27 protein-coding genes are annotated in these 26,654 nt (G+C 68.8%); 16 read left to right on the top strand and 11 right to left on the bottom strand.

Features of this window, described 5'->3' with window-relative positions; genetic code table 11:
- Positions 1-375: 375 nt before the first annotated feature.
- Complete coding sequence (locus tag ACZ7M2_RS41520; protein ID WP_471599734.1) at positions 376-1,026, bottom strand: response regulator; 651 nt, start codon at positions 1,024-1,026, stop codon at positions 376-378.
- The gene (locus tag ACZ7M2_RS41515) at positions 1,023-2,180 is read right to left on the bottom strand and encodes a sensor histidine kinase (RefSeq protein WP_471599733.1); all 1,158 of its coding nucleotides are present in this window, start codon (positions 2,178-2,180) and stop codon (positions 1,023-1,025) included. Before ACZ7M2_RS41515 ends, ACZ7M2_RS41520 begins: the two co-directional genes overlap by 4 nt.
- Before the next feature lie 123 nt (positions 2,181-2,303).
- Between ACZ7M2_RS41515 and ACZ7M2_RS41510 the strand changes: the two genes are divergently transcribed.
- On the top strand, positions 2,304-3,029 hold the full coding sequence (locus ACZ7M2_RS41510; RefSeq protein WP_471599732.1) for a class I SAM-dependent methyltransferase: 726 nt from the start codon (positions 2,304-2,306) through the stop codon (positions 3,027-3,029).
- Positions 3,026-3,667, top strand: a complete 642-nt coding sequence (locus ACZ7M2_RS41505; RefSeq protein WP_471599731.1) for a DedA family protein — start codon at positions 3,026-3,028, stop codon at positions 3,665-3,667. The genes ACZ7M2_RS41510 and ACZ7M2_RS41505 overlap by 4 nt, the downstream gene beginning before the upstream one ends.
- A 140-nt stretch (positions 3,668-3,807) precedes the next feature.
- On the opposite strand, the gene gap is transcribed toward ACZ7M2_RS41505, so the two are convergent.
- Both gap and ACZ7M2_RS41495 read right to left on the bottom strand, forming a co-directional pair.
- Complete coding sequence (gene gap, locus ACZ7M2_RS41500) at positions 3,808-4,806, bottom strand: type I glyceraldehyde-3-phosphate dehydrogenase (RefSeq protein WP_471599730.1); 999 nt, start codon at positions 4,804-4,806, stop codon at positions 3,808-3,810.
- A gap of 111 nt (positions 4,807-4,917) precedes the next feature.
- Positions 4,918-5,874, bottom strand: coding sequence for a GlxA family transcriptional regulator (locus ACZ7M2_RS41495; protein ID WP_471599729.1), 957 nt, complete (start codon positions 5,872-5,874; stop codon positions 4,918-4,920).
- Positions 5,875-6,115: 241 nt separating this feature from the next.
- Here ACZ7M2_RS41495 and ACZ7M2_RS41490 point away from each other — a divergent pair, with 241 nt between their 5' ends.
- Positions 6,116-7,042 (top strand): hypothetical protein, encoded by a 927-nt coding sequence (locus ACZ7M2_RS41490; protein ID WP_471599728.1) that lies wholly within the window; start codon positions 6,116-6,118, stop codon positions 7,040-7,042.
- A gap of 81 nt (positions 7,043-7,123) precedes the next feature.
- Here ACZ7M2_RS41490 and ACZ7M2_RS41485 read toward each other — a convergent pair whose 3' ends face one another.
- The gene (locus ACZ7M2_RS41485; protein ID WP_471599727.1) at positions 7,124-7,741 is read right to left on the bottom strand and encodes a hypothetical protein; all 618 of its coding nucleotides are present in this window, start codon (positions 7,739-7,741) and stop codon (positions 7,124-7,126) included.
- Between the two features lie 64 nt (positions 7,742-7,805).
- On the opposite strand from ACZ7M2_RS41485, the gene ACZ7M2_RS41480 reads away from it, so the two are divergent.
- A complete protein-coding gene (locus ACZ7M2_RS41480; protein ID WP_471599726.1) occupies positions 7,806-7,952 on the top strand; it encodes a hypothetical protein in 147 nt (48 codons plus the stop codon).
- Positions 7,953-7,954: 2 nt separating this feature from the next.
- Here the strand turns inward: ACZ7M2_RS41480 and ACZ7M2_RS41475 are convergent, their stop codons facing one another.
- Entirely contained in the window at positions 7,955-8,326 is a 372-nt protein-coding gene (locus ACZ7M2_RS41475; protein WP_382037486.1) for a toxin Doc, read from the bottom strand.
- A 2-nt stretch (positions 8,327-8,328) separates the two neighbouring features.
- On the bottom strand, positions 8,329-8,580 hold the full coding sequence (locus ACZ7M2_RS41470) for a YlcI/YnfO family protein (RefSeq protein ID WP_060894546.1): 252 nt from the start codon (positions 8,578-8,580) through the stop codon (positions 8,329-8,331).
- Positions 8,581-9,352: 772 nt separating this feature from the next.
- On the opposite strand from ACZ7M2_RS41470, the gene ACZ7M2_RS41465 reads away from it, so the two are divergent.
- Positions 9,353-9,901, top strand: coding sequence for a DUF1062 domain-containing protein (locus ACZ7M2_RS41465; RefSeq protein ID WP_471599725.1), 549 nt, complete (start codon positions 9,353-9,355; stop codon positions 9,899-9,901).
- Between the two features lie 1,029 nt (positions 9,902-10,930).
- Here ACZ7M2_RS41465 and ACZ7M2_RS41460 read toward each other — a convergent pair.
- Both ACZ7M2_RS41460 and ACZ7M2_RS41455 read right to left on the bottom strand, forming a co-directional pair.
- Positions 10,931-12,532: a GMC family oxidoreductase gene (locus ACZ7M2_RS41460; protein WP_471599724.1), complete on the bottom strand. Its 1,602-nt coding sequence runs from the start codon at positions 12,530-12,532 to the stop codon at positions 10,931-10,933.
- A gap of 109 nt (positions 12,533-12,641) precedes the next feature.
- On the bottom strand, positions 12,642-14,078 hold the full coding sequence (locus tag ACZ7M2_RS41455; RefSeq protein ID WP_471599723.1) for an aldehyde dehydrogenase: 1,437 nt from the start codon (positions 14,076-14,078) through the stop codon (positions 12,642-12,644).
- A gap of 436 nt (positions 14,079-14,514) precedes the next feature.
- Here ACZ7M2_RS41455 and ACZ7M2_RS41450 point away from each other — a divergent pair, with 436 nt between their 5' ends.
- The 6 genes from ACZ7M2_RS41450 (at position 14,515) to ACZ7M2_RS41425 (ending at position 19,267) form a co-directional block, all read left to right on the top strand.
- Positions 14,515-15,135: a TetR/AcrR family transcriptional regulator gene (locus tag ACZ7M2_RS41450; RefSeq protein ID WP_471599722.1), complete on the top strand. Its 621-nt coding sequence runs from the start codon at positions 14,515-14,517 to the stop codon at positions 15,133-15,135.
- A gap of 572 nt (positions 15,136-15,707) precedes the next feature.
- Entirely contained in the window at positions 15,708-15,938 is a 231-nt protein-coding gene (locus ACZ7M2_RS41445) for a hypothetical protein (protein WP_471599721.1), read from the top strand.
- Positions 15,939-16,304: 366 nt separating this feature from the next.
- A complete protein-coding gene (locus ACZ7M2_RS41440; RefSeq protein ID WP_471599720.1) occupies positions 16,305-17,087 on the top strand; it encodes a hypothetical protein in 783 nt (260 codons plus the stop codon).
- A gap of 363 nt (positions 17,088-17,450) precedes the next feature.
- Positions 17,451-17,915, top strand: coding sequence for a MarR family winged helix-turn-helix transcriptional regulator (locus ACZ7M2_RS41435; protein ID WP_471599719.1), 465 nt, complete (start codon positions 17,451-17,453; stop codon positions 17,913-17,915).
- Between the two features lie 457 nt (positions 17,916-18,372).
- On the top strand, positions 18,373-19,092 hold the full coding sequence (locus tag ACZ7M2_RS41430; RefSeq protein ID WP_471599718.1) for a cation:proton antiporter domain-containing protein: 720 nt from the start codon (positions 18,373-18,375) through the stop codon (positions 19,090-19,092).
- Complete coding sequence (locus ACZ7M2_RS41425) at positions 19,049-19,267, top strand: hypothetical protein (protein ID WP_471599843.1); 219 nt, start codon at positions 19,049-19,051, stop codon at positions 19,265-19,267. Before ACZ7M2_RS41430 ends, ACZ7M2_RS41425 begins: the two co-directional genes overlap by 44 nt.
- Before the next feature lie 53 nt (positions 19,268-19,320).
- Here the strand turns inward: ACZ7M2_RS41425 and ACZ7M2_RS41420 are convergent, their stop codons facing one another.
- On the bottom strand, positions 19,321-19,470 hold the full coding sequence (locus tag ACZ7M2_RS41420) for a twin-arginine translocase TatA/TatE family subunit (RefSeq protein ID WP_352050611.1): 150 nt from the start codon (positions 19,468-19,470) through the stop codon (positions 19,321-19,323).
- A 165-nt stretch (positions 19,471-19,635) separates the two neighbouring features.
- Between ACZ7M2_RS41420 and ACZ7M2_RS41415 the strand changes: the two genes are divergently transcribed.
- From ACZ7M2_RS41415 to ACZ7M2_RS41405, 3 genes are all read left to right on the top strand, one after another.
- Positions 19,636-20,559, top strand: coding sequence for an ion transporter (locus ACZ7M2_RS41415; protein ID WP_471599717.1), 924 nt, complete (start codon positions 19,636-19,638; stop codon positions 20,557-20,559).
- A 368-nt stretch (positions 20,560-20,927) separates the two neighbouring features.
- Positions 20,928-21,698 (top strand): aldolase/citrate lyase family protein, encoded by a 771-nt coding sequence (locus ACZ7M2_RS41410; RefSeq protein ID WP_471599835.1) that lies wholly within the window; start codon positions 20,928-20,930, stop codon positions 21,696-21,698.
- Positions 21,699-21,941: 243 nt separating this feature from the next.
- A complete protein-coding gene (locus ACZ7M2_RS41405; protein WP_471599716.1) occupies positions 21,942-22,472 on the top strand; it encodes an SDR family NAD(P)-dependent oxidoreductase in 531 nt (176 codons plus the stop codon).
- Here the strand turns inward: ACZ7M2_RS41405 and ACZ7M2_RS41400 are convergent.
- Positions 22,464-23,162: a TetR/AcrR family transcriptional regulator gene (locus ACZ7M2_RS41400; protein ID WP_471599715.1), complete on the bottom strand. Its 699-nt coding sequence runs from the start codon at positions 23,160-23,162 to the stop codon at positions 22,464-22,466. The genes ACZ7M2_RS41405 and ACZ7M2_RS41400 overlap by 9 nt on opposite strands.
- 225 nt (positions 23,163-23,387) lie before the next feature.
- Here ACZ7M2_RS41400 and ACZ7M2_RS41395 point away from each other — a divergent pair, with 225 nt between their 5' ends.
- The gene (locus tag ACZ7M2_RS41395) at positions 23,388-25,034 is read left to right on the top strand and encodes a CocE/NonD family hydrolase (RefSeq protein WP_471599714.1); all 1,647 of its coding nucleotides are present in this window, start codon (positions 23,388-23,390) and stop codon (positions 25,032-25,034) included.
- On the top strand, positions 25,031-26,653 hold the full coding sequence (locus ACZ7M2_RS41390) for an ABC transporter substrate-binding protein (RefSeq protein WP_471599713.1): 1,623 nt from the start codon (positions 25,031-25,033) through the stop codon (positions 26,651-26,653). The genes ACZ7M2_RS41395 and ACZ7M2_RS41390 overlap by 4 nt, the downstream gene beginning before the upstream one ends.
- The last annotated feature ends 1 nt before the right edge of the window (position 26,654 follow it).

The raw sequence follows: 26,654 nt of genomic DNA, 5'->3' as shown, positions 1-26,654 counted from the left end.
CTGGTCGGCTCCCCACTTCATGTGCGGGCGACGTCACTCCACTCCCGTCTCTGCTCGGCAAGGTCCCTGGCGTGGGCGATGTCGTCGGCCGGCCCGGACGCCGGCCCGACGCGCTCCTTGCGGACCGTGGCTACGACCACGACCACGACCACGACAAGTACCGCCGACTGCTGTGACAGCGTGGGACCCGTCCGCTTATCGCCGAACGAGGCCAGGCGCACGGCTCTGGCTTGGGCGCTTTTGTTCCCGGAACGCAGGAGATTGCGCCAACCTCATCGATGAGGCCACCTGCCGACGAGGCCGCGCGAGCCTGATGCCGTATCAAGTCGCCATGGCCCGCATGGACAGGTGGCGCCGTGGCCGGTCCTGCTCTGGTCAGGTGGTGAGTCCTGCGTCGCGGGCCATGAGGGCCGCTTGCACGCGGTTGGTGACGTCCAGCGCGGTCAGGATGCGGCTGACGTGGGCCTTGACGGTGCTCTCGCGCATGGCGAGGCGGGTGGCGATGTCGGCGTTGGTGTCGCCTCGGGCGAGGAGGGCGAGCACATCGCGCTCGCGGGGGGTGAGCCGGTCCAATCGGGCCTGCGCTGTGGCGGCTTGGGGCTGGTTGGTCGCGTGGTAGCGGTCGATGAGGCGGCGGGCCGCGGTGGGATGGAGCATCGCCGAGCCGGCGGCCACTAGGTGGACGGCGCGCAGGATCTCGGCCGGGTCGGTGTCCTTGAGCAGGAACCCGTCGGCTCCGGCGGCGAGGGCGTTGTAGACGTACTCGTCGAGGTCGAAGGTGGTCAGGGTGATCACCTTCGGGGGGTGGGGAAGGGCCCGCAGCCGGGTGGTGGCGGTGATCCCGTCCATGCGGGGCATGCGTACGTCGACGAGGGCGACGTCGATGTGGTGGGCGGTGGCCTGCTCGATGGCCTGGAGGCCGTCGGCGGCCTGGGCGACCACCTCGATGCCTTCGTCGCCGTCGAGGAGGTCGGCCAGACCGAGGCGGACCAGAGCGTCGTCATCGACGATCATGGTGCGAATCATGTGCGGGTGCCGTTCTTTCCGTCGCCGGTGGGGTGGGGAATGCGGGCGGCCAGCCGCCAGGCGCCCGCCCCGGCGGGTCCGGCAGTGAGATGACCGCCGAGTGCGGTGACGCGTTCACGCAGACCGACGAGCCCGTAGCCTGAGCCGACGGTGTCCGTGCGGGGTGCTCCAGGGGAGTTGGTGACCTCGACCAGTGTGGCCGGCGGCCGGTAGTCGATGCGTACGGTCACTTCGGCCCCGTCTGCATGCTTGCGGGCGTTGGTCAGTGCTTCCTGGACGATCCGGTACACCGCCAGTCGGTGGGTGGTGGGAGCCTGCTCGGCAGGGCCCTCCGCGGTCAGTTCGATGTGCTGCCCGGCAGAACGGGCCTCGTCGACGAGTTCCTGTACGTCCCTCATGACCGGCGTGAGTGCGGAACCCCTCTCCCCGGCGTCGGGGCCGCGCAGGGCACCGAGCACGTCGCGCAGGTCGGCCAGGGCTTCGACGGACGTGGTGCGCAACAGACGGAGGCGTTCGGCGACCGGTGCGGGCAGCGTGTCGCTCCTGGTGGCCAGGACACCGGTGTGCAGGGCGATCAGGCTCAGTCGGTGAGCCAGCACGTCGTGCATCTCCGCTGAGATACGGGAGCGTTCCGCGGCACGGGCCGCCTCTTCACGCAGCGTCGACTCGATGCGCAGGTGCTCGACGTCGGCGGCCAGGACCTCAAGCAGGCGTCGCCGACTGCCCAGCCACAGACCGACAACGACAGCGAGGAGCGGCAGGAGCAGAGTGGAGGCGTAACTCTGCCCCGTCCACAGTGACGTGGCCCGGTAGCTGAGCAGGTTGGCGCCCAGCGCGGCCACGGCACATCCCACCGCCGCCCGCGCCCGGCGATTCACCGCCAGGTCGAACAGGGTGATCACCAGCAGTGGCAGCAGCGGCGATCCCCACCACGCGGTGGCCGCGGTGATCAGCAGCGGCGCGACCGGCCACCGCAGCCGGGGCACGAGCAGGGCCGCTCCGCACAGCAGGGCCACGACGGTCACGGGGATCAAGTAGCGGCCATCGCTGAGCGACGCCGCGTTCAGCGCGGCAGCCAGCACGCACAACGCCACCAAGCCCACCCGCCCGTGGGCAGCCCACCTCCGGCCCTCTCTTGTGCTCACCCCGCCCATCCTAGGAGGACGGTTGTGCCGTTCCCTCCGACGATCTTCTCCGGACACCCCCTACTTTCGTAGGGGGAAGACGTCGCACAACGACGGATCCAATGCAGGACATCGGTTTCTAGCGTCGAAACCATGAACGACTGGACCACCTCACACGACCGTGTCCTGGCGCAGCGCCATGCCGAGGGCTGGATGTTCCTGATCGAAGCAGCCCGCGATCTGCGCACCACCGGTGCCATCGCCCCCAGCGGCAGGGCCCTGGTCCGCGCCCTGACCGAACCGGTGCGGGTCCAGGCGCCCCAACCCCTTTCCGTCCTGGAAGCCGGCGCCGGCACCGGCGCGGTCACCCGCACCCTGATACCCCAACTGCCCAGAGGCAGCCGCCTGGACATCGTCGAGGCCAACCCACGTTTCGCCGCGCAGCTCCGTCACCTCGTCGACACACACCCGAGTCTGCCCGGTCGGCCGACGCAGGTGAACGTGCACCAGGCGTACGTCGAGGACCTCGACACCGACGAACGCTACGACGTGATCGTTTCCGGGCTGCCGCTGACCAACTTCGCCCCCGCACAGGTCGAGCGCATCATGGCCCGCTACCTGGAGCTACTGCACCCCGGCGGCACCCTGACGTACTTCGCCTACGTCGGCACACGCAAAGCCCGTGCCCTGACGGCATCACGAGCCGAAGCAAGCCGCCACGCCGGGGTGGACGAGGTGATGGCCGCCTACCAGCGCAGCTACGCCACCGGCCGCTGGACGGTCTGGGCGAACCTGCCCCCGGCTCACGTCTGGCACCTGCAACGGCCCCATGCGGTCCCCCACGAGTCGCAGTCGACAGCGGACGGAGCAAGGCGGTGAACATCCTGTCCGACATGCTCGACCACCTCCCCGCTGCCTCCGCTTACACGGTGGTGGCCCTGGCCGTCCTGGCCGAGTCGCTCCTCCTGGTCGGCGCGTTCGTCCCCACGCTCACCCTGCTACTGACCGCCGGCGCCCTGGCCCGCACCGGCCACATCAGCCTTCCCCTCATCATCGCTGCCGCGGCCGGCGCCGTGGTGGTGGGCGACTTCCTCGCCCACCGCACGGGCAGGCTCTTCGGTGATCACCTGCGCACCGGCCGCGTGGGCCGTCGGATCCCGGGCGCCGCCTGGCACCGGGCCGAGACACTCATGACCCGCCACGGCGGCCGAGCCGTCTTGCTGGCCCGGTTCCTGCCGGTGGTCCGCACGCTCGCCCCGCACTTCGCGGGCGCCACCCGACTGCCGTACCGCCGCATCGCTCCGTACAGCGTCGCCGCCGCCTGCCTGTGGGCCACAGGCGAGGCCGGCGTCGGGTACGCGGCCGCGACATCTCTCCAGCGGATCCTCACTCTGGGCGGTCCCGCCGTAGCCGTGGTCGCCCTGACGGCCGTTGGAGTGGCGCTTCTGCGTCGTTCTACGCGCCATGCACAACACGCTGCGGCTGACCGGCATGAGTGCCGTCATCGCGCCCCTTGAGTCCAGTCGGCCGGTCTTGCCCTTCGCCGAGGGGAGTCGGCCCCGGGGCGGTCCGGGATGTGCAGGTCCGCGTGCGGAGCGCGTCTTGACCGGTCGGGTACCGACGCGCTCCTGTCCCGCAGTGGCAGAACTCGCTCGGGTCAGCGGCTGGCGAGGAGCTCGAGTGTGTCGATCACGCGGTTCGAGAAGCCCCACTCGTTGTCGTACCAGGCGACCACCTTCACGTGCCGGCCGTCGACCCGGGTGAGGGCCGAGTCGAAGATCGACGAGGCCGGATTGCCCGTGATGTCGGAGGACACGAGCGGGAAGTCCGAGTACTCGAGGATGCCGGCGAGCGGCCCGTCCGCCGCGGCGCGGTACGCGCTCAGCACGTCGTCGCGCGTCACGTCACGAGTGACGGTCGTGTTGAGCTCGACAATCGAGCCCACCGGGACCGGCACACGGATCGAGTCGCCCGACAACTTGCCGGCCAGGTTCGGCAGCACGAGGCCGATCGCCTTGGCGGCGCCCGTCGTGGTCGGCACGATGTTGACGGCGGCAGCGCGGGCGCGACGGGCGTCACGGTGCGGACCATCCAGCAGGTTCTGCTCCTGCGTGTAGGCGTGCACCGTCGTCATGAAGCCGTGCTCGATGCCGGCGAGCTCGTCGAGTACCGCGGCCAGCGGTGCGAGCGCGTTGGTCGTGCACGAGGCGTTCGAGACGATCGTGTGCAGGGTCGGGTCGTACGTGTCGCTGTTGACCCCGAACGCCAGCGTGACGTCAGCGCCGTCCGACGGCGCGCTGACCAGCACCTTCTTCGCGCCCGCATCGACGTGCGCGCGGGCAGCCTCTGCCGACGTGAAGCGGCCGGTCGCTTCGAGCACGATGTCGACACCGAGTTCGGCCCACGGCAGCTGCGACGGTTCACGCTCGGCGAGCACCTTGATGCGACGGCCGTCAACGACGAGGGCGTCCCCGTCGACGGTCACCGGGCGACCGAGCCGGCCGGCCGTCGTGTCGTAGGCGAGCAGTCGCGCGAGGGCCACGGGCTCCGTGAGGTCGTTGACGGCCACGACCTCGAGGATGCTGTCGCGTTCGAGCAGTGCGCGCAGCACGTTGCGTCCGATGCGGCCGAATCCGTTGATGGCGATGCGAGTCATAAGTGCTGTCCCTTCGGTTCGCCACCAAGACTCACTCGCGGCACCCACCCGGTGACAGTGGCGGGATCGCCACGGTTCAAAAGGATCGCGCCACGTGCGCCGGTGACGGGGCTACTCGCCCTGGGCGAAGGTGCGCCGGTACTCGCTCGGCGTGGTGCCGAGGATGCGATGGAAGTGCAGCCGCAGATTCGCACCGGTGCCGAGACCGACGTCGGCGGCGATCTGCTCGACGCTGCGCTGCGAACGCTCGAGCAGCTCGCGGGCCATGTCGATGCGGGCTCGCATGACCCACTGCATCGGCGTGTACCCGGTCTCCGCCACGAAGCGCCGCGAGAACGTGCGCGGCGAGACCGCCGCCTGCCGCGCCAGCACCTCGAGGCTGAGGGGCTCGTCGAGCCGGTGCAGCGCCCACTCACGGGTGACGGCGAACCGCTCACCGAGCGGCTCAGGCACGCTGCGCGGCACATACTGCGCCTGACCGCCGCTGCGGTAGGGGGCTGCGACCAGTCGCCGGGCCGCGTGGTTCGACGCAGCCACCCCGAGGTCGCCGCGCAGGATGTGCAGGCACAGGTCGATGCCCGAGGCGGCGCCGGCCGACGTCAGCACGCTGCCCTCGTCGACGAACAGAACGTTCTCGTCGACCTCGACGAGCGGATGCCTCGCCACCAGCGCCCGTGTGTAGTGCCAGTGCGTCGTGGCACGCCTGCCGTCGAGCAGACCCGTAGCGGCGAGCGCGAAGGCGCCCGTCGAGATGGCGGCGAGCCGCGCGCCCCGGTCGTGGGCAGCGATCAGCGCGTCGACGACGGTCTGCGGCGGATCGTCACGGTCCGGGAACCGATAGCCGGGGATGAAGACGATGTCGGCCCACGCAAGTGCGTCAAGGCCATGGGCGACGTGGTACGAAAGACCGTCGCCACCGGCCACGAGACCAGGTGCCGCGCCGCACAGCCGCACCTCGTACGGCATGCTCGCGCGCGTGCTGAACACCTGCGCGGGGATTCCGACATCGAGCGGCTTCGCACCCTCGAGCACGAGAACGGCGACGCGACGCAGGCAGGAGGCTGACACGGAGACAGGGTACGCAGGGGTGCCTCGGTGCATCCGGATGGGTTGGCCGGGCGCGCAGGGTCCGGGTGGAGCCCAGGCCTGAGGGAATCAGAGCGGGTCCGTCACGCCGGCTGCGGTTCCGTCCTACCCGATAGCGATACCGAACGTACGCGCTGCCTCCAGCGGCACGGCTGACACGCATGGTCATTCGAGCGGACTCGCCTCACGTGCGGGCGGGGCAACCGGTGAACAGACTGGTGCCGTGCCCGCACCCGAGGAGCCGCCGCCCACGTCGGCAACCGAGCCTCCCTCACCGCCGCCGAAATCCGGTTTCTGGGACAAGGCGGCATACATCGCGGCGCCCGGGACTGTGGCCATCGGGCTGCTGTACTACTTTGGCAATGTCTACCAGCGCTCGTACTACACCACGCTCGGGGTGATCCCCGAAGATCTACAATTCTCCGTGCAGGCCATGCTGGCCGAGAGCCCGAGCGCCGTCTTCCTGCCGTTGTGGTTCCTGCTCGTGTGCGGCCTGATCGTGCTGCTGTTGCTTGGCTGGGCAGGACAGTCGCTCAGCGGGCCGCGCCACGCGGCCCGTCGCAACAAGGTGATCCTCTGGCTGCTGGGATCGGGCCTTGTCCTGTTGCTCCTGGGCTTCCCGGTCTTCTTCTCGGAGGGGAATCTCCCCACGCTCCCGGGCGGCTGGGCCGCCCAATTCATCCCTGCGATGCTGGTGGCACTGGGCGCGACCTTGGCCTTCTTCGCCGTACAACTGCGCCTCACCCACGACGGAGGGACACACGGCCGGCCCGACCGCACCGGGGACCGGCTATGGCTGTCGGGGGGAGCCCTGCTCCTCGGGCTACTGACGATGACACTCTTCTTCACCATGGCCCGCTACGCGTCGATGGCGGGCGTAAGCGACGCCATCACGAACGCTCAGGACCACTACCGGAAGAGTCAGCACGTGATGGTCCACTCACGTGTGATCCTCCAGCACCACGCGCAGGGCGTCAGATACAAGGACCTGGGCGACAGAGCCGGTCCGTACCGCTACCAGTACACCGGCTTCCGCCTGATCGCGAAGTCGCCGAGCCGCTACTACCTGGTCTCCAAGACCGCGGACTACCGCAGCACCAAGGTCGTGGTCCTCCCCGACGACGACACCGTGCGGGTCGAGCTGTATTAGGGGTTAGTAGAGCTGCACTAGGGGTGAGAGGTGCGTCCAGGCCATGCGTCACCGGCCTGACCCGGGAACACCCCCGACGGGTCAGGAGACCCCGGTCCCGGTCGGTGTGGGGGTGTCTGTGACGTCGGGAGTCGGCGTCGACTCCGTGCCGGTGACGGTGGGCGAGGCGGTCTGGGTGGTCGGCACCTCGGTCGTGGCCGTCGTCGACTCGGACGCTCCCACCGCTTCCCCGGAGAGGGTCACGGTGAGCGTCGCGCCATGGGAGGTCACGGCTGTCAGAGTCACGCTGAACCGTCCCGGCTCTTCGGCGGTGTGCGAGAGCACGACCTGGCAGTTCTCGCCGGGCCGCAGCTCGACGTTCTCGCAGCCGTTCTCGGTGATCGAGGTCTCACCGGAATCGGTGGCGGCGGCGAAGTTGTGCAACGTCGTCGGCACATGACCGGTGTTGACGAAGTCCACCCTGCCGCCGGCCGGCTCGCCCACGTTCGCGGTCGGGACATGGATCTCCGGCACCGTACGTCCTTCGTCCGAGCCGTCGTCGACATCCACTTTGCCCAGCGCGGGGTCGCCGTCGGACGCAGTGCTCTGTACGGACCCGGTCGCGGTGGTCCCCGTCGGCTGAGGTGTCGGCGGCCCGTCGCCCCCTCCGTCGTCCTTGCACCCCGCTGCCGCGGCCAGCGCGGCGAGCATCGCTGTCACGGCAAGGCCTCGGGCAACCACGGACGGGGGCGGTCACCCCCGAGGGGATGACCGCCCTTTGCTCATGCTGCTCGCCTACTGGTCCGTACGGCCGGTAGTCGTAGTCCTCCGCTGGCGGCACTGCCTGGCCGGAGCCGATCGGGCACTCTCCGACGCCCTGAACCGCACCGTGCAGGACACCTCCCTGCACCAGGGCCTGCGTAAGGAGTGAGTTCAGATCCGCCAGGAGCGAATGCGGTCGGCTGCGTCGTACCCGTCGGCGCGGCCGGCGTCTATGTCGCGGGCGAGGTCAATCAGCGCACCGTACGGCGGGTCCACAGCCTCGCCCGCGGCGCCCATGTACGCCGTGACGATCGCGGCGCCGTACAAGGCATTGCGGGCCGGGAGCGGGCGCAGCCGGATGATCGCGTGCATCAGGGCCGCCGCCCGCCAGGCGTTGTCGACGGCGACGCCGACCTGGGGGGTGTTGACCCGGTGCCGCGCGACGGCGGCCACGAGGTTGGAGAAGTCGTGGACCGAGGGGTTCTTGGGCAGCACTTCCGACTGGCGCTCCAGCAGCCAGCGGATGTCGATATGAAGCTCCATGGTCAGGCAGCAGTCCGTCCAGAGGCGTCCAGCCGGGCGGGAGCATCGTCGGGAAACGCCGCGTCGAACGCGGCCGCGTTGTCCGCGACGAACGCACGGAAGACGTCGGCGGCACTGTCCAGGCGGGGATCGCGGACCGCGTTGTGCGCGGCCTCGGTGATGAGCGCGGTGACCGTGGTGCCCTCGGCCTCGGCCCGCTCCTGCAACTGTGCGTGGAGCTCTTCGGGGACTCGGATTGTCACTGACTTCGACATGTTCCGACCGTACAGCAAGGCGTACAGCACGGGGATGGGTGTGACGAAACCGAACCCGATCGAGGCGCCTTCCCACCTCGGGCCGAGGCGCCGATGACACAACTGATCAGCGGCTCAGGTCGGTGGATCCCGTTGGACCCAGCTCCGTGCGCGGCGCAGTCCGCCTGGGAAGACGCCGGACGTGGCACCCAGGGACCAAGGGTGGGACGGCGAGCTGGGTCCGGCCGGGCGGGCCAGGCCGGGACGCCGAGCGGGACTTGCCCGTCGGTGATCTGGAGGCGTGCGGTGATCGCGTGACCGTTCACACCGAGTACCGGTCGCCGTTGTCGGCCTGGACGGTGTGGGTGGCCCCCTTCCGGGCGCGGCGCGTCCAACCACTCGTACGGCCACGATGTGAGGCAGACGAGGTTCAACTCAACAGCGCCCCGCGCAGCTGGCCACCTGGTATGGGCAGCCGATGGCGCCGTCGGCGCTCTCTGGGAGCGGCCCTGGTCGATGTTCCTCTCATGAGTCCCATCTGACCCTCTGTCAATATCCTCCGCGTTCCGGGGGAACCTCAATCCGCTGGCTGGAACCGGGTGGTGAGGCGCTCGAAAACCAGTGGAGCAGCGCCGCTGTGCGCCATTACCGTGCTGTCGAACCAAGTCGCCTAGGCAAGGACGTCCCGTTGTACACCGTGTGAGACCTCCCGAGTGCTGATTCGTCGCGCGTCGCGCTTGTTGCGCCGCGCTGCTTTTTGCTGCGGACTTCTCACTGAAACCGGTGTACTTCTGTGCTCGAAAACTGGGTGGTCATGCCCACCTGCCTGCCGCTCGTTCTCCGCCGTTGCCACACGTGCACGTCCGAGCGATTCCAGGCAAACGGTAAATTTCGCGTCAACGCACATCACAAGCTCCTCGACGCCTGGCTCCTCGTACTCTGTACCGGTTGCGGGGAAACGGCGAAGCTCACGGTCCTGGAGCGGATGAACGTGCGCTCCGTACGACCTGAGCTGCTGGACCGGCTGCACGACAACGACCCTGGTCTGGCAGCCGAGTTGCTCCAGGATCCGGTCGTGCGGCGCCGTAATCGCATCGCCCTCGACTGGGCGGGCGCCTGGCGCCTCGACACCGGCGGATCGGATCACCTGGACCGCGAGGTGATCGACGTCTCGGTCCGCTTTGCGGCGCGGATCCCTGTCCGGCCGGTGCAACTGATCACTCAAGGGTGCGGTCTTTCGCGGGCCGAGGTCGAGAGACTGATCACGGAGGGGAAGCTCGTTTCGGCAGTCCGGCTGAGCGGCAAGCTCTCCGGCGACTTCACCTTCACGCTCAAGCGCTGAGCCCTCCTCGGGACCACGGGCCTGTCCGGCAAGATCCGCCGGGCAGGCCCTGGCTCACAGCCGCCCGCGGGCGATGGGAACTGTTTCGGGGGCAGGACGCCGTCCCCGTCGGATGACACCGGATGACATCGGATGACAGTCGTATCTCGCACGGGTCCGGTGGTGCTCCGTGACGACCCATCAGTAGTACACCCCGAGGCGGAGCTTCCACCGTGAGCGTCACTCTTCGTCCTCGACGGCATCCGGTCCCGCGAGGGGCGCAGGCCCTGACCGGGGCCGCTTGCCTGGACGTTGAACTGGTGGCGGCCACCCCTGCCGTCGCCGACCAGCGGCGTTGGAAAGCACTTGAACCGCTGCAGCAGAGCCTGCTCCCGGCACCGCTGCTGCACGCCCGCGCCGGCGCGTAGGAAGGCACCTCTGATGACCTCGCCTTCAGGACCGCGACCACCAGGACCTGCGCCTGGTGCTCCTCCTCGCCCTGCCTGTGGAACTGTTGATCACGCATGCGGGCCGTGTAGACGGCCGCCGCAGCTCTGGGCGTAGGAGTCGCCGCCGTGAGCGCACTCGTCGGCGCCGTCGGGATTCGGGGGCGGCTCGGTCAAGGCGGGACCATCCGTGGTGGGTGAAATCGCACGTAGGCCCAGATCGGCCTCTGCATCCGGGGGCACAACCCCACCGAGCAGGCTGCGGCGAGAGAGGGAGCGTTATGCGCATGACGAAGTGGGCGCGCTCGTTCGTGAGAGTGGAGGCTGCGACGGTGAACGTGCCGGAGGCGCCTGCGGGCGGCGAGTACTCGAACGCGTCCATGTTCTCGTCACCGTCACCATCCGGCACAACAACGAACAGCCCTTGGCTCGCGGCGGCGTCGACCGCCATGTAAAGATCAGCGTTCTCTCCCAGGCAGGCACCGGTCAGGACGATGGACGGCGGTCCGGATGCCTTGGCCTGATACACCGTCCGCTGGAGGCCCTTGATCAGATGCTTGGGCTCCGGCACCCGGTGTGGTTCGCCACTTTGACGGCGACGCTGCTACCCGATCCAATCGGCCGCCTTTTCCGCGATCATGATGGTGGGTGCGTTGGTGTTTCCGCTGATGACAGTCGGCATGATTGAGGCGTCGACGACACGGAGTCGCTCGACTCCGTAGACCTCGAGGTCCGAATTGACGACTGAGTCGTCTCCGGTTCCCATGGCGCAGGTGCCCACTGGGTGATAGGCCGTGGCACTCCACCTGCGGGCGTGCTCTTCGAGAGCCGCGTCGTCCATGCCGTCCCGACAGTCCAGGTCGTCACTGGCCGGCAGGTACGCTCGCGCCAGGTGTGCGGCGAACGGTGCGCGGTGGGCGATGCCCATGACCGCTCTGAGTCCGGCGACCATGACCGACATGTCCGCGGGTACGTCGAAGTACCGGGGATCGATCAGCGGTGGGGCCTGCGGATCAGCCGACGCGAGACGGACGGCGCCGCGAGTCCGCGGGTTCAGGGGGCAGCAGTTCATCGTGAACACGGGCCGGTCAGGTACTTCCTCACCGCTGAGAATGAGCGCCGTGGCCCCTCCCACCAGCTGGACGTCAGGACGGCCGGTGCCGTCCGTGACGTTGAGGAACGCGCCGACCTCGCCGTAGTTGGAGGCGAAGGGCCCGTCGCCCCGGGCACGCCACCGGTCGAGGTTGTCCGGGGTGAGCAGGTCCCGGACGATGTCAGTGGAGTTCCGGGTCTCCCACACGACGGGAGCCATCAGATGGTCTTGCAGGTTCCGCCCGACCCCTGGCAGGGGGACGCGGACGTCTATCCCTACATCGTGCAACTCGCCGGGATCGCCTATGCCCGACAGGAGCAGCAACTGGGGCGAGTTGATGGATCCGCCGCAGAGCAGGATCTCTCGGTCGGCGTGGGCCGTCCGCTCCTGTCCGTCGCGGAGATAGGTGATGCCGACCGCGCGTGATCCCTCGAATGTGATCTTTGTTGCCAGGGCGCCGGTGCGTACCGTGAGATTGGGTCGGGCAAGGGCCGGGCGCAGATAGGCGTCGGCCGCGGACCATCGTCGCCCGTGATGGCATGTCACCTGGTACAGGCCGGCGCCGACCGGGGACGCACCCGCGAAGTCGTCGTTGTGGTCGAGTCCCCATTCCACGGCGGCGTCCAGCCAGGACCGTGAGAGTTCGTGGGTGTAGACGCGGTCCTCTACGTGCAGGGGTCCGTCCGCACCGTGATAGGGCTCGCCGAGGCGGCGGTTCGACTCGGACTTCACGAAATACGGCAGGACGTCGTCGTAGCCCCAGCCTTTCGCAGCGTACTCGTCACGCCAGCCGTCGTAGTCGTGCTGGTTGCCCCGGGTGTAGATCATGACGTTGGTGGATGACGACCCGCCCAGTGTCTTGCCCCGGGGCCAGGAGAAGGTGCGGCCCGGCTGGGGCTGTTCAACCGTCCGATAGCTCCAGTCGGTATGCGATCCGAAGAGCATGCCGAGCGCGGCTGGGATGTGGATGAGTTCGTCGGTATCGGGGCCGCCCGCTTCGAGGAGCAGCACTCGGACGCGGTCGTCGCGGCTCAGGCGGTCCCCGAGCACACAACCGGCGCTGCCGGCGCCCACGATGATGTAATCGAATCCTTCGGTTCCGGTGGAAGTCATGCTGGCTCCCTCGCCCGCCGGATGGTCGTCGCCTGGACTCGGCCGAGCCGGGCGACGCATGCCGGCCGTCGCATCAGGGGTGGTAGTTGCATCAGGGGTGGTAGTCGCATCAAGGGTGGTAGATCGACTGGACTTGCTGGTATGCATGAAGCCCTTCGGGCCCCAGTTCGCTGCCGAGTCCGCTGGCCTTCCTGCCTCCGTAGGGGGAGGTGAGGTCGGGCAGATAGCCGTTGAGCCCGACGGTGCCGGTCCGGAAACGGCGGGCCACCTGGGCACCGTGGTCCAAGTCCGTGGTCCAGACGGTGCCGGCGAGGCCGTAGGCCGACTCGTTCGCCAGACGCACTGCCTCGTCCTCGCCGTCGTAGGAGGTGATCGTGAGGACCGGGCCGAAGATCTCTTCCTGCGCGATGGTCGATGAGTTGTCGACGTCGGCGAATACGGTGGGTTCGACGAACCAGCCTCGATCGAGGCCGGGCGGCCGGCCTCCTCCGGTGGTGAGCCGAGCCCCTTCGTTGAGGCCGGTCTTGATGTAACCCAGCACACGTTCGCGCTGGCGCTGGCTGACGAGCGGGCCGATCTGGGTGTCGGGGTCGAGTGAGTCACCCACGACGGCGTCACGGGCCATCGCCGTACAGAACTCGACCACTTCCCGATACCTGCTGCGGGAGGCCAGGATCCTGGTACTCGCGTAGCAGGTCTGACCGTTGTTCAGCAGACTGGCCATGAAGAACTGGTCTGGGTTCGCGGCAAGGTCGGCGTCGTCGAGAACGACGGCGGCGGACTTTCCTCCCAGTTCCAGGGTCACCGGCCGTAGCAACTTGGCGCATGCGGCAGCCACTTGACGCCCCGCTCTGGTGGATCCGGTGAACGACACCTTGTCGATGTCAGGATGGGAGACCAGATACGCGCCGGTGTCGCGGCCGCCCGGAACGATGTTGATCACGCCGTGGGGGATGCCCGCTTCCTGGACCGCCTCCGCCAGCAGCACCGAGTCGAGGACCGTCTCCGGCGCCGGCTTCAGGACGAGCACGCAACCGGCCGCCAGAGCCGGGGCCATCTTGAAGAAGGCGATGGTCTGAGGGAAGTTCCAGGTCATGATGGCGGCTACGACGCCTGCGGGTTCCCGGCGGACCAGGGTGGTGCCACGGGGCAGTCCGGTATGCATTTCCTCGCACGGCATGCTGTCGGCCAGACCCGCGTAATAGCGCAGCAGTGCTGACGGCACCACACCTTCGAAGGACCGGGCGACAGTGATCGGCATGCCGTTCTGTGCGCTGACGGCGGCGGACGTCGCCCCCTTCCTGGCATCGAGCGCATCTGCGAGACGGATCATGGCGGACGCGCGACGTTCAGTGTCCCAGGAGGCCCAGCCGGTCGGTGCGTCGAATGCGGCACGAGCGGCCCCGACCGCCCGGTCGATGTCGTCCCGGGAACCGTCGGGTACGGCACCGAGCTGATCGCCGGTACTCGCGGATACGGCGTTGATGACGCGATCGCCGGACGCGTGTACCCAGCGTCCGCCGATGAACAGATGATTGGGATTCATGGTGAACTCTCCCCTCGGCATGGCCGTGGGACCACGGCACTCCGTGGCGTTCGATACGTGGATGACCAGCGGGCACGAGGGCGCTCAGCGCGGTACGCGGGCCGCTACCGGTCGTGACTTTCTCAGGCCGTGGCCCAGCGCGTCGAACCTGCGGGTGGGCCACATCTGCGACGCCCCTTGCGGCTGGTACCGGCCTCGCGAGGAGCGCTTTCACGGTTCACGACTGAATAAATGCGACGTTACACCTATCTGGGGTAATACGTCACCAGATGGGTAGAAAATGGGGAGAAAAACTTTGGTTGCCGCCCGATGAGGGAAGGCCGAACCGACGGCCCAGGACCTCACGCGATGACAGTGGGCATCCAGGTCGGCAGGCCGGGCCCCGGTGCGCGACAACGCACCGTGAGCAGGACGCCTCAAGGAGAGGTGGCACATCATGAGGACATATGGCGGAGCAACGGCGGAACAGCGCACTTCGCTCCGCCGTCGGCGCCTCATGGAAAGTGGTCTCGAACTTTTCTCCAGCCAGGGGTACGCCCACACGTCGATCAGTGCGGTACTCCGCCACGCCGGAGTGAAGGACAGGTACTTCACGGAGAGCTTCTCATCCCTCGACGACCTCATGGCAGCGCTCATCAGAGACATCTACGAGGAACAGATCACCCGATGCGCCGAGGCGATCGGCACGGACCAGCCGCTGCGCGACCGGGCTCGAAACATGATCGACGTCGTCGTCGGGCTTCCTCTGCAAGACCCGAGAAAGGGGCGCGTCAAACTCGCGGAATCCCTGGGTGCCGGTCCCCTCACAGCACGCGAACGACGTCTGGGCCTGCAGCGCATGAGCGGCCTCGTGGACTCCCTCCTGAGGGAAGGGCTTCACGATCCCCGGATCGACTCCGCCACCATGTCCGTGGCCGTGGTGGGCGCGGTCAGTGAGATGCTGCTGAGCTGGTTCAACGGAGTTCTGGACATCTCGAGGGAGGAGCTGGTGGATCAAGGCCTTCTCCTCTTCGAGGCCATCACCTGCATGCCCGGCGACACCCCGTCAGTCGCGTAGGGCATGTGCCGGTCGAGGAGATCGGAGGAGCGGTAGCGGCAGGTGCCGAGACTACGCAGGGTGTTGTGGCCGACGTACGTCTGTGGGCGCCCATCGCTGGTCGGCGTGCTGCTTGCCGCATCATGCAGCTGCTCCCTGCCGTAAGCGGATGGGTGCTGACGGGTGCTGATAGCCGACCACCCAATTCGAGCAGAATGCCGGGACCGGGCTATCGCGGGTCCCGCCACCTGCCAGAACGCCGGTTGCTGATGGGCAGGAACGGCCGGAGCCGTGCCGACACTTCTGCTCCAGCAGGTCCAAGCCCAGGCCGACGCCGCGGATGACATCGACTGAGACATCTCGGTCGACTCCCCCATCGTCCGCGTCCACCAGCATGCGGCCGGCGCTCGCACTGATCCGCCGCCGACCCCCGCTTCACAGGGGCCCGGACCGGCAGAACACCTCGACGAGTTGCCGTGGCAGAGCCTCGTCGCCCGCCTGGTGGAGCTCGTGCAGGAGGTGAGGGCCTGGACCGCACGCGCGGCGGGTTCACCACCAAGCTCCACCCGAGTGCGAACGGCCGCTGCCGCCCGTTGTCCCTGATCGTCACGCCAGAACAGCGGGCTGACTGCACCCGGTTCAAGCCCGTGCTGGAGAAGATCCGCGTCCCGCGGATCGGGCCGGGCAGGCCCCGTAAGAAGGCCAACAGCCTCGCGGCGGCCGAGGCTTACAGCAACGGGCCGTGCCACGACTACCTGTGGCGCCGGGGCATCCCGCACACGATTCCGGAAGTGACCGACAGCCAGGCTGCCGCCTGCGCATAGGTTCACGCGGCGAACGGCCGCCAGGCTTCGACGAAGAGCGGTATACGGATGTTGGGGTGCGCCTCGGGCGGTGGTCCGTCCCGCGATACGACTGGCCCGCCATGCGACTCGCCCTGGTGCCTTGCGTTGGATCTGCCGACCGCTGTCCGAGGCCGCGCGTGCTGCCGCCGAAACGGTGGGCGCGTCCCGACAGGGGCCTTCGGGGGCTGTTCGTCGCGGCCACCCGCAACCAGAGACAGACCTCACCCTGCGCCCCCATGGCGCTGGAATTGCCGGGATGCGGAAGCGACTCCTCTCTCAGACTGCCGTGCGACCTGGATGTATTCCTGTCCTGGCTGATGGAAGCTGAGGCGGAGGGGGTAGGCGATGACAACGGCACGGGCGAGGGCTCACCGCACGGACGAACTGCCGGGCAAGGACGGTGCCGACCGGCGGGCGCCGGGTCGGGCGCGGTTCATGGGCATGCTGCTGATCCTGCTGTCCCTGATATCGGCGGCAGGCTGCTACTTGGTGTTCTCCTGGTGGTTGCCCTCCGACAGCGAGCGCTATCAGGACTACCGCGCGGCCGAGGCGTGCTCCTCACGCGCGATGGAGCAGGGACAGACGGACTGCCTGAGTACCTGGCACCTCACCGTGGAGAAGACGGTGAACAAGACCTCGGGGAAGAGCTCTTCCTACCAGGCAACCCTGACGGATCGGGACTCCTGGCGGGGAACCGTGTCCTTCGGCGACCCGGGGCCGCTCCTGGAGCGGCTCGCGCCGGGCGATCGGGTCACGGCCACCGCCTGGCGCCGCGACATCGTGGTGCTCAGCAAGAACGGCGTACGGCAGAACACCTCGGAGGCGCCCCGTGACGAGCTCCAGATGAACGCTGCCATCGGCGTGCTCGCCGCGCTCGTTGCGGCCCAGACCTTCGTGTTCGGTGCGGTGCGTCTTGTCCGGCCCCGTGCCTACGAGCCCTTCACCTGGAATCCGTACGGCAAGCGGCTGCTCATCACCATCACCGCGGTCTGTTTCGGGGTGGGTCTGCCGGCGACGTGGATCAGCATCCCGTGGTGGACGGTGCCCGCCGCCGCCGTACCCGTGGTGGTGTGCGTGGCGGGGCTGATGCAGCACCGCCTACGGCCCCGAGCCGCGGGCGGAGTGTGACAGCCCTGGTGAATGTCGGTGTGCTCGTGTGAGGGACGTGACGCGCGGGGGTGCTGGTCCAACTGGCAGTCTCGATCAGGCTCGCGAGGGGGGCGAACCTGTCGGAGGCCGAGCAGCTGCAAAGCGGAACTTGTCCACGGGCGAGGCGGCGCAGGGAACACCTCGAAAAGCCACCACCGCTTGCGTCGCCGAGCCTCGGACCGTGCCCCGCTGTCGACCCCGGCGTCCCGGCCGGGGTCAGTCGCGAGCCGCCGCCGGGCCTCCCGATCGACGCCGGCTCACTCCTCTTCGGCCACGTCAACGACGCCGACTTCCGAGCGAGACAAATAGATGAGTTGTCAACCATTTCGTTACACTCGGTCCATGAAGGAGACACAGCGCTGGCTCGACCCCGAGCAGAAGGCTGCCTGGGACAGTTTCATCCGCATGCAGGAGCAGCTCATCGGCCGACTGTCCCGCCGGGTGCAGACCGACTCCAAAATGTCCGCCGCCGATTACATCGTGCTCGTCAAACTCACCGAAGCCGGCGGCCGACTGCGCTTCCTGGAACTGGCCAATCTGGTGGAGTGGGAGAAGAGCCGGATGTCCCACCAGGTCACACGGATGGCCAAGCGCGGACTGGTGGCCAGGGAGGAATGCCCCGACGACGGACGCGGAGCGTTCATCGTCGCAACCCCGGCCGGATACGTGGCGATCGAAGCCGCCGCTCCCCTTCATGTCGAGCACGTCCGCCAACTCTTCATCGACGCCTTGACACCACAGGAGCTCAGCACGCTCGCCCAGATCTCGAACCGCGTGCTGGAGCACATGGAGAAGCAGCCGGACTGACCGACGGACGGACCAGGGCCGCTCGTCATCAGCGCAATCTGCCGCACAGTGAGTCTTTTCTTACCTTCCTGTCCCGTGCTGGGCGGATGAGGCAGGTGTCCGTATGGTGGCCGCGTGGACGGGGGCGGCGTTTCCCGGCTGCGGCTGGTCGTGATCGCGGATGCGCGTGATGCGGGGCCGTGGGTGTGCCATGAGCGTGGTGGTCCACTGATGCCGATCGAAGCCCGGGCCGCCGCCGGTCGTGCAACTGCACGGTTGGCTCTGTCCGCGACATCTGGTGAACAGAGCCGCCCGCCGCGACCGCGTGCCAGCGCGGTCGCTCAACAACGAACCTTCCCGCGCCCGCCGTTAGGGGCAGTTCAGCGCGGCTTACCCGGTCGTCGGTGCCGTCCTTCGGGATCCCCCGAGGTCAACTCGTTCGACGGGCAGAAGCCGTGGGGACTCCTCCGCGGACGGGGTGCTGCTGCTGGCACTCGGGCTGCCCTGGGGACCGGCGTGGGTGCTGAGCGCGGCCGTGGCTCCCACCGACGCCACGGCGGTCGGCGCCCTGGCTGGCTCCCTGCCGCGCCGTCAGATCACCGTGCTACGAGCCGAGAGCCTCGTCAACGACGGCACCGCGCTGGTCATCTACGGCCTGGCCGCAGGTTTCACGGTCGGCGAGGAGCACCTGACACTCCCGCGCGTCGGCACACTCTCCCTCCTGGCCTACGGCGGCGGGGCAGCCGTAGGCGTTGCGGTGGTCTGGGTCAACATGAACCTGCGTCGCAGCCTGGACGATCCCCTGCTGGGCAAACTCGTCATGATTCTCCCGCCGTTCACCGCGTATGTGCTCGCCGACCTGATCCACGCTTCCGGTGCCCTCGCGGTCATGGTGAGTGGGCTGATCATGGCCCAGGTGGCGCCGAGCCTCATCCGCGCCGAACACCGTCGCCAGGCCATGGCCTTCTGGCCGCTGGCCACCTTCATCATCAACGGCGCCCTGTTCGTCCTGGTCGGCGTGGAACTCCAATACGCCCTGCGCCACTTGAGCCGGTCCGACCTCAGAAATGTCCTGATCGCGATCGGAGTGGTCAGCGCTGTGCTGGTCATCGTGCGGTTCGCGTTTCTGTTCTCTATCCGCCCACCTGATCCGCGTGATCGACCAGCATCCTCAGCAGCGGCTGCACAGAATCACTGACCGGGCACGCGCCGTCAGCGGGTTCGCGGGTTTCCGGGGCGCGGCGGCCGGAAAGATCGATCTGCTGCGCCGCCGGGCCTCGCTCGCTGTCGTCCGCGATGATTGCGGCCGCCTCACCGGCATGGTGAGCCTGGACGACCTGCTGGGCTGCTTCCCGCAGCCGCAGGCAGCCTGACGACGGACACCTCGCCGGCCGCGGCCCCTGACAGGGCTGAGGCCGGCGCACGTTCACCGCTCGTCGTTCTTCAGCGCCTTGGCCTCGCTCTTGAAGATGCGGGCCGCCTTGCCCGCCGAACGTGTCAGTTCGGGCAGCTTCTTGATACCCAGGACCACCACGACGACGAGGAGGATCAGGGCAAGTTCACTCAGGCCGAACATCAGATGTGCTCCCCCAAAGGACGGGCGGCGGCCGAAACGGCGTACCGGCGACGCATCACTCTCTACATTGCTGTAGAAGTCTCTCCTGGAGCATGATCGCTCAGCAAGCCCGCCTTCCAGCCCGGTTGGCCGGGAACAGCGCGCTGCACGGAGGAACAGAGCGGAATGACGGATGTGACCGCCGGGAGGCAGATGGCCCGTGAGACGTTGGCGCGGCGGTGTCGCGCCGTCACGGAGGCCCGTTGGTTCGCCGCCACCGTGTTCGCCCTGATCCTCACCAACGCAGCACTGCTCGGTGTCGAGACGTACAGCGGACTGGTGAACGACTGGAACCGGTGGTTACGCCTCGCCGAGCACGCCTGCGTCGCCGCCTTCACGGTGGAAATAGTGCTCCGCCTGGCCGCCCACGCCGACCGCCCCCGGGACTTCTTCCGGGACCCGTGGAACCTCTTCGACCTCGCCGTCGTCCTCAGCGCCTTCCTGCCCGTCGTCCGCGAGAACACCACCGTGCTGCGGCTGTTGCGCCTCGCCCGGGTATTGCGCACCGCCCGCTTCCTGCCGCAGCTGCGCGTCTTCCTGGTCGCGGTCGGCCGCAGCCTCCCCGGCACTCTCAGCTTCCTGGTTGTCGGCGCCCTGCTGCTGTACGTCTACGCGATGGTCGGCTGGGTCTTCTTCGCCCGCCACGACCCCGAGCACTACGGCTCCATCGGCCGCGCCGTCCTGACCCTCTTCCTCCTGATGACCCTCGACGGCATCGGCGACGCGGTCCACGCGGGCCTGGAGATCTCCCACTGGAGCATCCTCTACTACGCCTCCTACGTGCTGCTCGCCTCCTTCGTTCTCGTCAACGTCCTCATCGGCGTCGTCATCACCTCGCTCGACGAAGCACGCGACATGGAGGAGAACGAACGGCCGGACCGGCGTCCCCCGACAGCCGTAGAGCACCCCGACGATCTACTCGAACGCATCGCCACCGCCCGCCGCGCCCTCGACGACCTGGAGCGCGGCCTGACCCAGACGGCAGCGCCCCAGCCCCGTGCGACGGAACGGACGGAACGGACTGCCTCCACCTCCGGAGGGCACTCGTAGCCACAACGACGGCACGGCGAAGCTCCGCCACTGATGCAGTCGGCCTCCCAACACCTCCCAGAATCCGGGCAGTCGGCGCAGTCCTGCCGCCAGCAGGAAGGCGGCGGGCACCGCGAACCCGACGGCCATGACGCATGCGCGGACGGCTGACCGCTGACCGCGGCACACGATGTACGAGTCTCCAGCCACCTCTGGCGACAGCCGACCAAGCCCGGTCACGACCTCCCGGAAACCCGTGAGCAGCCCGACGCGCAGGGCCACGGCGGAGGTGACCTTCGTATGAACCCGCCGTACACCGCCCGCGGTCTCCTCTTCGTCCCGTCCACCGGCCCGACCGATTCGACAAGTCGGCCGCCTCCGGCGCCGGCCTGGTCATCGTCGACCTCGAAGACGCCGTCGCCGCCTGGCTCGCCGACGGCAACCGTGCGATCGTACGGATCAACGCTCCCCGAACGCCCTGGTCCGAGGCCGACGTCGGCATCGCGGCCGGCCACGGCTGCCCCGTGATGGTGCCCAAGGGCGAGGACGCGGCCCTCCTCACAGAGTTCGCCGCCCGCACGGCAGGTCGGTGCCACCTCATCGCGCTCATCAAGAGCGCGCTCGGCGTGGAGCGCGCCCGCGAGGTCTGGGCCACGCCCGGCGTCCTCCGGGCCGTCCTCGGCAACGTCGATCTGACCGCCGGGCTCGGCGTCGCCCACGACGACCACACGCCGCTGACCTACGCCCGATTCCGGTTGATCATCGCGTTCGCGTTGGCGGGCATCGCCCCGCCGGTCGACGGCGTCACCACCGCTGTACGGGACGTCTACGTACTGCGCACCGACCTCGCCTACGCGCAGCGACTGGGTAGCACCGTCAAGCTGTGCATACATCCGGCTCAACTCAACTCCCGTACGTGGACAAGGCGTTCGCGCCACCAGCGAAGGAGATCCAGTGGGCACGCGCTGTCCTGGACGCGGGAGAGTCGGTCACCACGGTTGACGGACAGATGGGTCGACAAGCCGGTCCTGGAACGCGCGCCGCGTCCTCGCGGCGGCCCAGGAGCCGCACACCGCGCCCTGACGCCGATCACCGGGCATCGCCGACACCGAGGCCCGACGGCACGTGCAGTGTGCGCACCGGAGGCAGGCGGCCATTGAGGGCGCCGTCTACCTCCAGGCACGGCCCCGGCCCCGACCGGCGCCCCTGCCCGCGTACCGATGCGAGGCGGGCACCTGTACTGGCCCGTCCTCGGAGCAAGGGGACACCATGGCGCGCATCACCGACCGGACGGTTCCGATCGTCGGCACCTCCTCGGGCATCGACACCGAGGTGGCACGCCCACTCGCCCCCGATGGCACCCGGCTGGTCCGCACGGCGCGACGCCCCCCGAATCGGCCGCCGTGGCGAAAGAGATACGAGCAGCGGGCAGCGCCTGCCTGGACATCGCCGCCGAGGCCCTCGACCCGCGGGCGGCCGCCGACGTGGTCACGGCCTCCGTCACGGAGTACGGCTCCCTCGATGTGGCCCTGCTCAACGCCGGGCAGCGACCGTACACGTACATGGACCAGGTGAGCGTCGCGGACATCGCACGGATCATGGCGCTGAACCACGACATCGTCGTGAACTACCCCGTTCCCCTGATCGACCAGATGGGCGGCCGGCCGAACTGCGACCTGATCGCCCACACCAACTCCCTCGCAGGGCTGATGGGCATCCCCGCCAGGACCCGTACTCGGCGGCGACGGCCTGCCCAGCCGTTCCGGATCAGCCAGGATCGGGCGGCCCGGCACGTCGTACGGGCCCTGGAGAGGGAACCCGCGCAGGCGTACTTCCCTTGGCCCACGCCGGCGTTGGTCCACACCCTCGCACCCTGCCCACACCGATCTCCTCCCCGGTGCTCCGCACACTGGCGCAGGCATACCTCATGGTGAGGGCGCGGTGTCGGCGTCGCCGTGCGCCGTCGCCCGGACCGCCTGGATGTGGAGGTCGATCTGGGCGGCGAAGAGCGCGTCCTCGTCGAGGGTGATGGCGAGGGCCGGTACGCGGGAGGCCCTGGGCTCGTTGCGGGCGATGTCCGCGTAGAGGGCCGAGAGAGCCGCGTCGTCCTTCCGGCGGACGTCGTCGTCGAGGGATTCGCGCATGGCGTCGAGGGTGAGCAGACCCATCACGGTGTCCGTGAAGAGCTCGTAGTGGAAGAGGGCCTGTTCCTGCGTCAGGCCCGCGTCCAGAAGGAGCCGGAGGGTGGCCAGGGCCACGGCCTGGTCGCCCGGGCCGCCCGTGTTGCGGTAGCCGAGCCACGCCAGGGTGACCGCGTGCCGTCGGCCCACATCCCTTCCCAGAAGGGCGAGTTGACGCAGGTCGTCCGCCCAGTCCCCGGTGGCGGCGAACCGCTCGCCGATCTCCACGAAGATCTGGTCGGCGAGGGCGAGCATCAACTCGTCCTTGTCACGGAAGTGCCGGTACAACGCCGTGGCGACGACGCCGAGGCGAGCGCCCAGGGCTCGGAAGGAGACGCCTGCCGGGCCTTCGGCGGTGCTGATCTCCACGGCCGCCTCGATGATCTGCTCCCGCGTGAGCGTGCTCCCCCGGCGTCGCCCTCCGGTGGTTCCTGCCGCTCCCATGGCCTTCCCTCCCGCTGTCTGACATGCGTGCCATACCTGCGGATGATCCTAGGGAACAACCCTGTGATCAGTCCAGACAACGACATGGACAACAACCTAGACAACAGTGTTCACATTGCTGTTCAATCAGGGCCACGTCGACGCCACGTACCCCCTCCGGCGCCACCCTCCGCACGCACCCGTGTATCCCGCACCGCACCCCCGCTTCCCTCCCGGAGCCGTGAGATGCCTCTCCCCGTGCACCGCGCCGAACCCGCCCCCGTCCCCGGCACCGCGACCCAGGTCATGGTCGCGATGCGGGACGGGGTGCGCCTGGCAACCGACCTCTATCTGCCGCCCGACCACGACGGCCGCCTCCCCGTGGCCCTGGTCCGGCTGCCCTACGACAAGAACAGCCGCTATGTCTTCATGGACCGCATCGCCGCCTACCTGACCGCGCGCGGCTACGCGGTCGTCGTCCAGGACGTTCGGGGCAAGTTCCGCTCCGAGGGCGAGACGATGCCCTTCGTCCACGAGGCCGACGACGGCCACGACACGATCGACTGGATCGTCCGCCAGAAGTGGTCCGACGGCCGGATCGGGATGTTCGGCGACTCGTACTACGGCGCCACCCAGTGGGCGGCCGCCTCCGCCGGGCACCCGGCGCTCAAGGCGATTGCCCCGAGGGTCACCGGCGCGGACGGCATCCGCCCCGACTACTGGCAACGGGACGGCGTCACCCAGCTGTTCGGCGCCCTCTACTTCGCCGCCTACTGGACCGACAGGTGGGTCTACGAGTTCGAGCCCGACCTGACCCGTCGCCCCCTCATCGAGGCATTGGAGGAGATAGCCGACGGCATCGGCGCCCGGCCTGCCATGTGGGACAGCTTCCTTCCCGAGGTGGCGGCGCTGCCCGCGTTCCCGCACGGCCACCCCTTCGACGGCCGTCCGCTGCCAGTGCTGCATCAGGCCGGCTGGTTCGACAACTGCCTCCAGCCGAGCATCAACGACTGGACCGAGCTCGCCTCCCGCCCGGGCTGGGCCCCGCTGCAGTACCTGCACGTCGACTCGATCGACCACGAGAACTACCACCTGAACGACGCCCCGGTACCGCCCGAACTCGACCACGCGGACGTGGCCGCGGCGGTGGAGCGGCTCCTGCCGCGCTACCTGGACCCCCTCGTCGCGTTCTTCGACGTGTTCGTCAAGGGCGAGGGCACCGCGGAGCGACTGCCCCGGGTGCGCTGGCACCACGGCCATCTCGGCGACCGTACGGCGGACACCTGGCCGCCTCCCGGCTCCCGCCCCCTGCGTCTGCACCTGGGCGCGGAGAGCCTGCGGGCACAGGCGCCGGTCCAGGAAGAGGCCGTCACCTGGGTGCACGATCCGTCGGACCTGGTGCCCAGTCTCCTGGAGGACTCCTTCTCCGCGCTCCGGTTCCACGTCGACGAGTCACCCCTGCACCGCCGCAACGACGTGCCGACCTTCAGCACCGATCCGGTCGGTGAACCCCTGGACCTGGCCGGCCCGGTCCGGGCCGTGCTGACGGTCGGCACCGACGGGCCGAGCGCCCATGTCTTCCTCAAGCTGCTGGACGTGTCCCCCGACGGCAGTGCGCATGTACTGGTACGAGGTCAGCGGCTGATCCCGGGCGGCCCGCCCGCGCCGGTCACCTTCGACCTCACCCACGCCGGGTATCGCCTCCGCCCCGGACACGCCCTGCGTCTGCACATCGCCTCCAGCGACTTCCCCACCTATCTGCCGCACCCGGGCACGCAGGAGAACCCCTGGCTCGCGGTCGACGGCAAGACGACCGTGCAGACCCTGCTCACCGGCGGGGAGCACGCCTCCCATCTGTCCCTGACCGTTGTCGACGCGGCGAGCCTGTCGTGAGCCGCCTTCGGTGTCTGTTCCTCGCGCTGGCCGCTCTCGTGCTGGCAGGCTGCACCGGTCTGCCGCGCACCGAGCTCGGCAGCGCCGCCCTGCGCGACACCTCCGATGCGGCGACGGGCCGGCTCAACTCGCTGGTGTGGGACCTGCCCGCCGGGGAGCCGACCACCCTCGACTACCAGCAGGCGGGCGACTCGTCGCCGTATCTGGTGGTCAGCAACCTGTGTGACAGCCTCCTGCGCCTGAACCCCGACTTCAGTCCGTCGCCCGCGCTGGCCCGCTCGTGGGACCGGCCCGATCCGCGCACGCTCGTGCTGCACCTGCGCGACGGCGTACGGTTCTGGGACGGCACGACGCTCACCTCCGCCGACGTGGTCTACAGCCTCAAGCGGCAACTGGACCCGAACGCGATCGCCAACTCCTTCTTCGTCAACGTCCGTTCCATCGAGGCGACCGACCTCCACACCGTCACCGTCCGCTTCACCCGCCCCGACGAACTGTTCCTCAAGGAACTCGCCACCACCGCAGGCACCGTCGTCCAGGCCCGGTACGCCGAGCACGCCGGCAAGAAGTTCGGCACCGCAGCCGGCGGCCTGATGTGCTCGGGTCCTTTCGAACTGGCCGCGTGGAAGTCGGGCGCGAGCATCGAGCTGAAGTCCAACTCGCGCTATTGGGACGCCCGTTACCGAGCGCACGCGCGCAAGGTCACCCTGCTCTTCGTCACGGACACCACCGCGCTCACCCAGGCGCTGGCCAGCGGCGCCATCGACGGCGCCTTCGACGTGCCCAATGCCGCGCTGCCCACCCTGAAGGGGAGCGTCGCCGGACAGCTGTACTTCGGCCCCAGCCTCAAGTCCGTACAGGTGGCCCCGCTCCAGGACACAGGGATCGCCGCGGAACCGGACATCCGCCGCGCGCTTTCCCTGGCCGTCGACCGCACGCAGCTGGCCGACACCGTCTTCCGGGGCGCCGCCACACCGAGCACCACCGTGCTGCCGTCCGCCGGCTGGGATCCCGAGGCCAAAGCGGTCTATGAGAAGGCCGCCGCCGCCCTGCCCCTCGCCCACGCCTCCCCCACCACCGCCGACCTGGCGCAGGCCCGCGCCCTGGTGGCCAAGTACCCCCACCTTCGCTCCGGCACCCTCGCCGTCCAGGCGGGAAACCAGGACCAGGTCAACGCCGCCGCCGTGATCCAGCAGGCGGCCCGGTCCCTCGGCATCAAACTGACGATCCGCCAGCTACCCGCCCTGCAGTTCTCCAGCATGTTCTACGACCCCACCTATCGCCGTGGACTGGACTTCGTACTGGCGGAGACCTTCCTGGACATCCCCGACCCGCTGGACTGGATCCCCAACCTGGTCCTGCCCAAGGCGATGTTCAACTGGGCCGGCTTCGACGATCCCGCCGCCACGTCCGCGCTCACGAAGGCACAAGCCACCCTCGACCCCCGCGAACGCGCCGCGCTGATCACCGGTGCCCAGCGCCGCTGGGAGGCCAAGACCCTCGCCGTCCCGCTGCTCTCCCTCCATGAGGTGACGTACATGAACAAGCGCATCACCGGCGCCACCACCTCCTTCGCCCAGCTCTTCTCCCCGTCCCTCGCCTTGGTCGGCAGCAGGTGAA

This window comes from Streptomyces sp. NPDC111507, from assembly GCF_055638955.1.
The sequence above is the reverse complement of the archived record's forward strand: the minus strand, read 5'-3'. Positions and strand labels throughout refer to the sequence as shown.

Coding starts and splice junctions, on each gene's coding strand:
- ACZ7M2_RS41435 (WP_471599719.1), top strand. CDS start 17,451: ATGAAGGAGACACAGCGCTGGCTCGACCCCGAGCAGAAGGCTGCCTGG.
- gap (WP_471599730.1), bottom strand. CDS start 4,806: ATGACTCGCATCGCCATCAACGGATTCGGCCGCATCGGACGCAACGTG.
- ACZ7M2_RS41450 (WP_471599722.1), top strand. CDS start 14,515: ATGAGGACATATGGCGGAGCAACGGCGGAACAGCGCACTTCGCTCCGC.
- ACZ7M2_RS41440 (WP_471599720.1), top strand. CDS start 16,305: ATGACAACGGCACGGGCGAGGGCTCACCGCACGGACGAACTGCCGGGC.
- ACZ7M2_RS41395 (WP_471599714.1), top strand. CDS start 23,388: ATGCCTCTCCCCGTGCACCGCGCCGAACCCGCCCCCGTCCCCGGCACC.
- ACZ7M2_RS41460 (WP_471599724.1), bottom strand. CDS start 12,532: ATGACTTCCACCGGAACCGAAGGATTCGATTACATCATCGTGGGCGCC.
- ACZ7M2_RS41415 (WP_471599717.1), top strand. CDS start 19,636: ATGACGGATGTGACCGCCGGGAGGCAGATGGCCCGTGAGACGTTGGCG.
- ACZ7M2_RS41475 (WP_382037486.1), bottom strand. CDS start 8,326: ATGGAGCTTCATATCGACATCCGCTGGCTGCTGGAGCGCCAGTCGGAA.
- ACZ7M2_RS41455 (WP_471599723.1), bottom strand. CDS start 14,078: ATGAATCCCAATCATCTGTTCATCGGCGGACGCTGGGTACACGCGTCC.
- ACZ7M2_RS41470 (WP_060894546.1), bottom strand. CDS start 8,580: ATGTCGAAGTCAGTGACAATCCGAGTCCCCGAAGAGCTCCACGCACAG.
- ACZ7M2_RS41510 (WP_471599732.1), top strand. CDS start 2,304: ATGAACGACTGGACCACCTCACACGACCGTGTCCTGGCGCAGCGCCAT.
- ACZ7M2_RS41400 (WP_471599715.1), bottom strand. CDS start 23,162: ATGGGAGCGGCAGGAACCACCGGAGGGCGACGCCGGGGGAGCACGCTC.
- ACZ7M2_RS41420 (WP_352050611.1), bottom strand. CDS start 19,470: ATGTTCGGCCTGAGTGAACTTGCCCTGATCCTCCTCGTCGTCGTGGTG.
- ACZ7M2_RS41480 (WP_471599726.1), top strand. CDS start 7,806: ATGCTGCTCGCCTACTGGTCCGTACGGCCGGTAGTCGTAGTCCTCCGC.
- ACZ7M2_RS41515 (WP_471599733.1), bottom strand. CDS start 2,180: ATGGGCGGGGTGAGCACAAGAGAGGGCCGGAGGTGGGCTGCCCACGGG.
- ACZ7M2_RS41520 (WP_471599734.1), bottom strand. CDS start 1,026: ATGATTCGCACCATGATCGTCGATGACGACGCTCTGGTCCGCCTCGGT.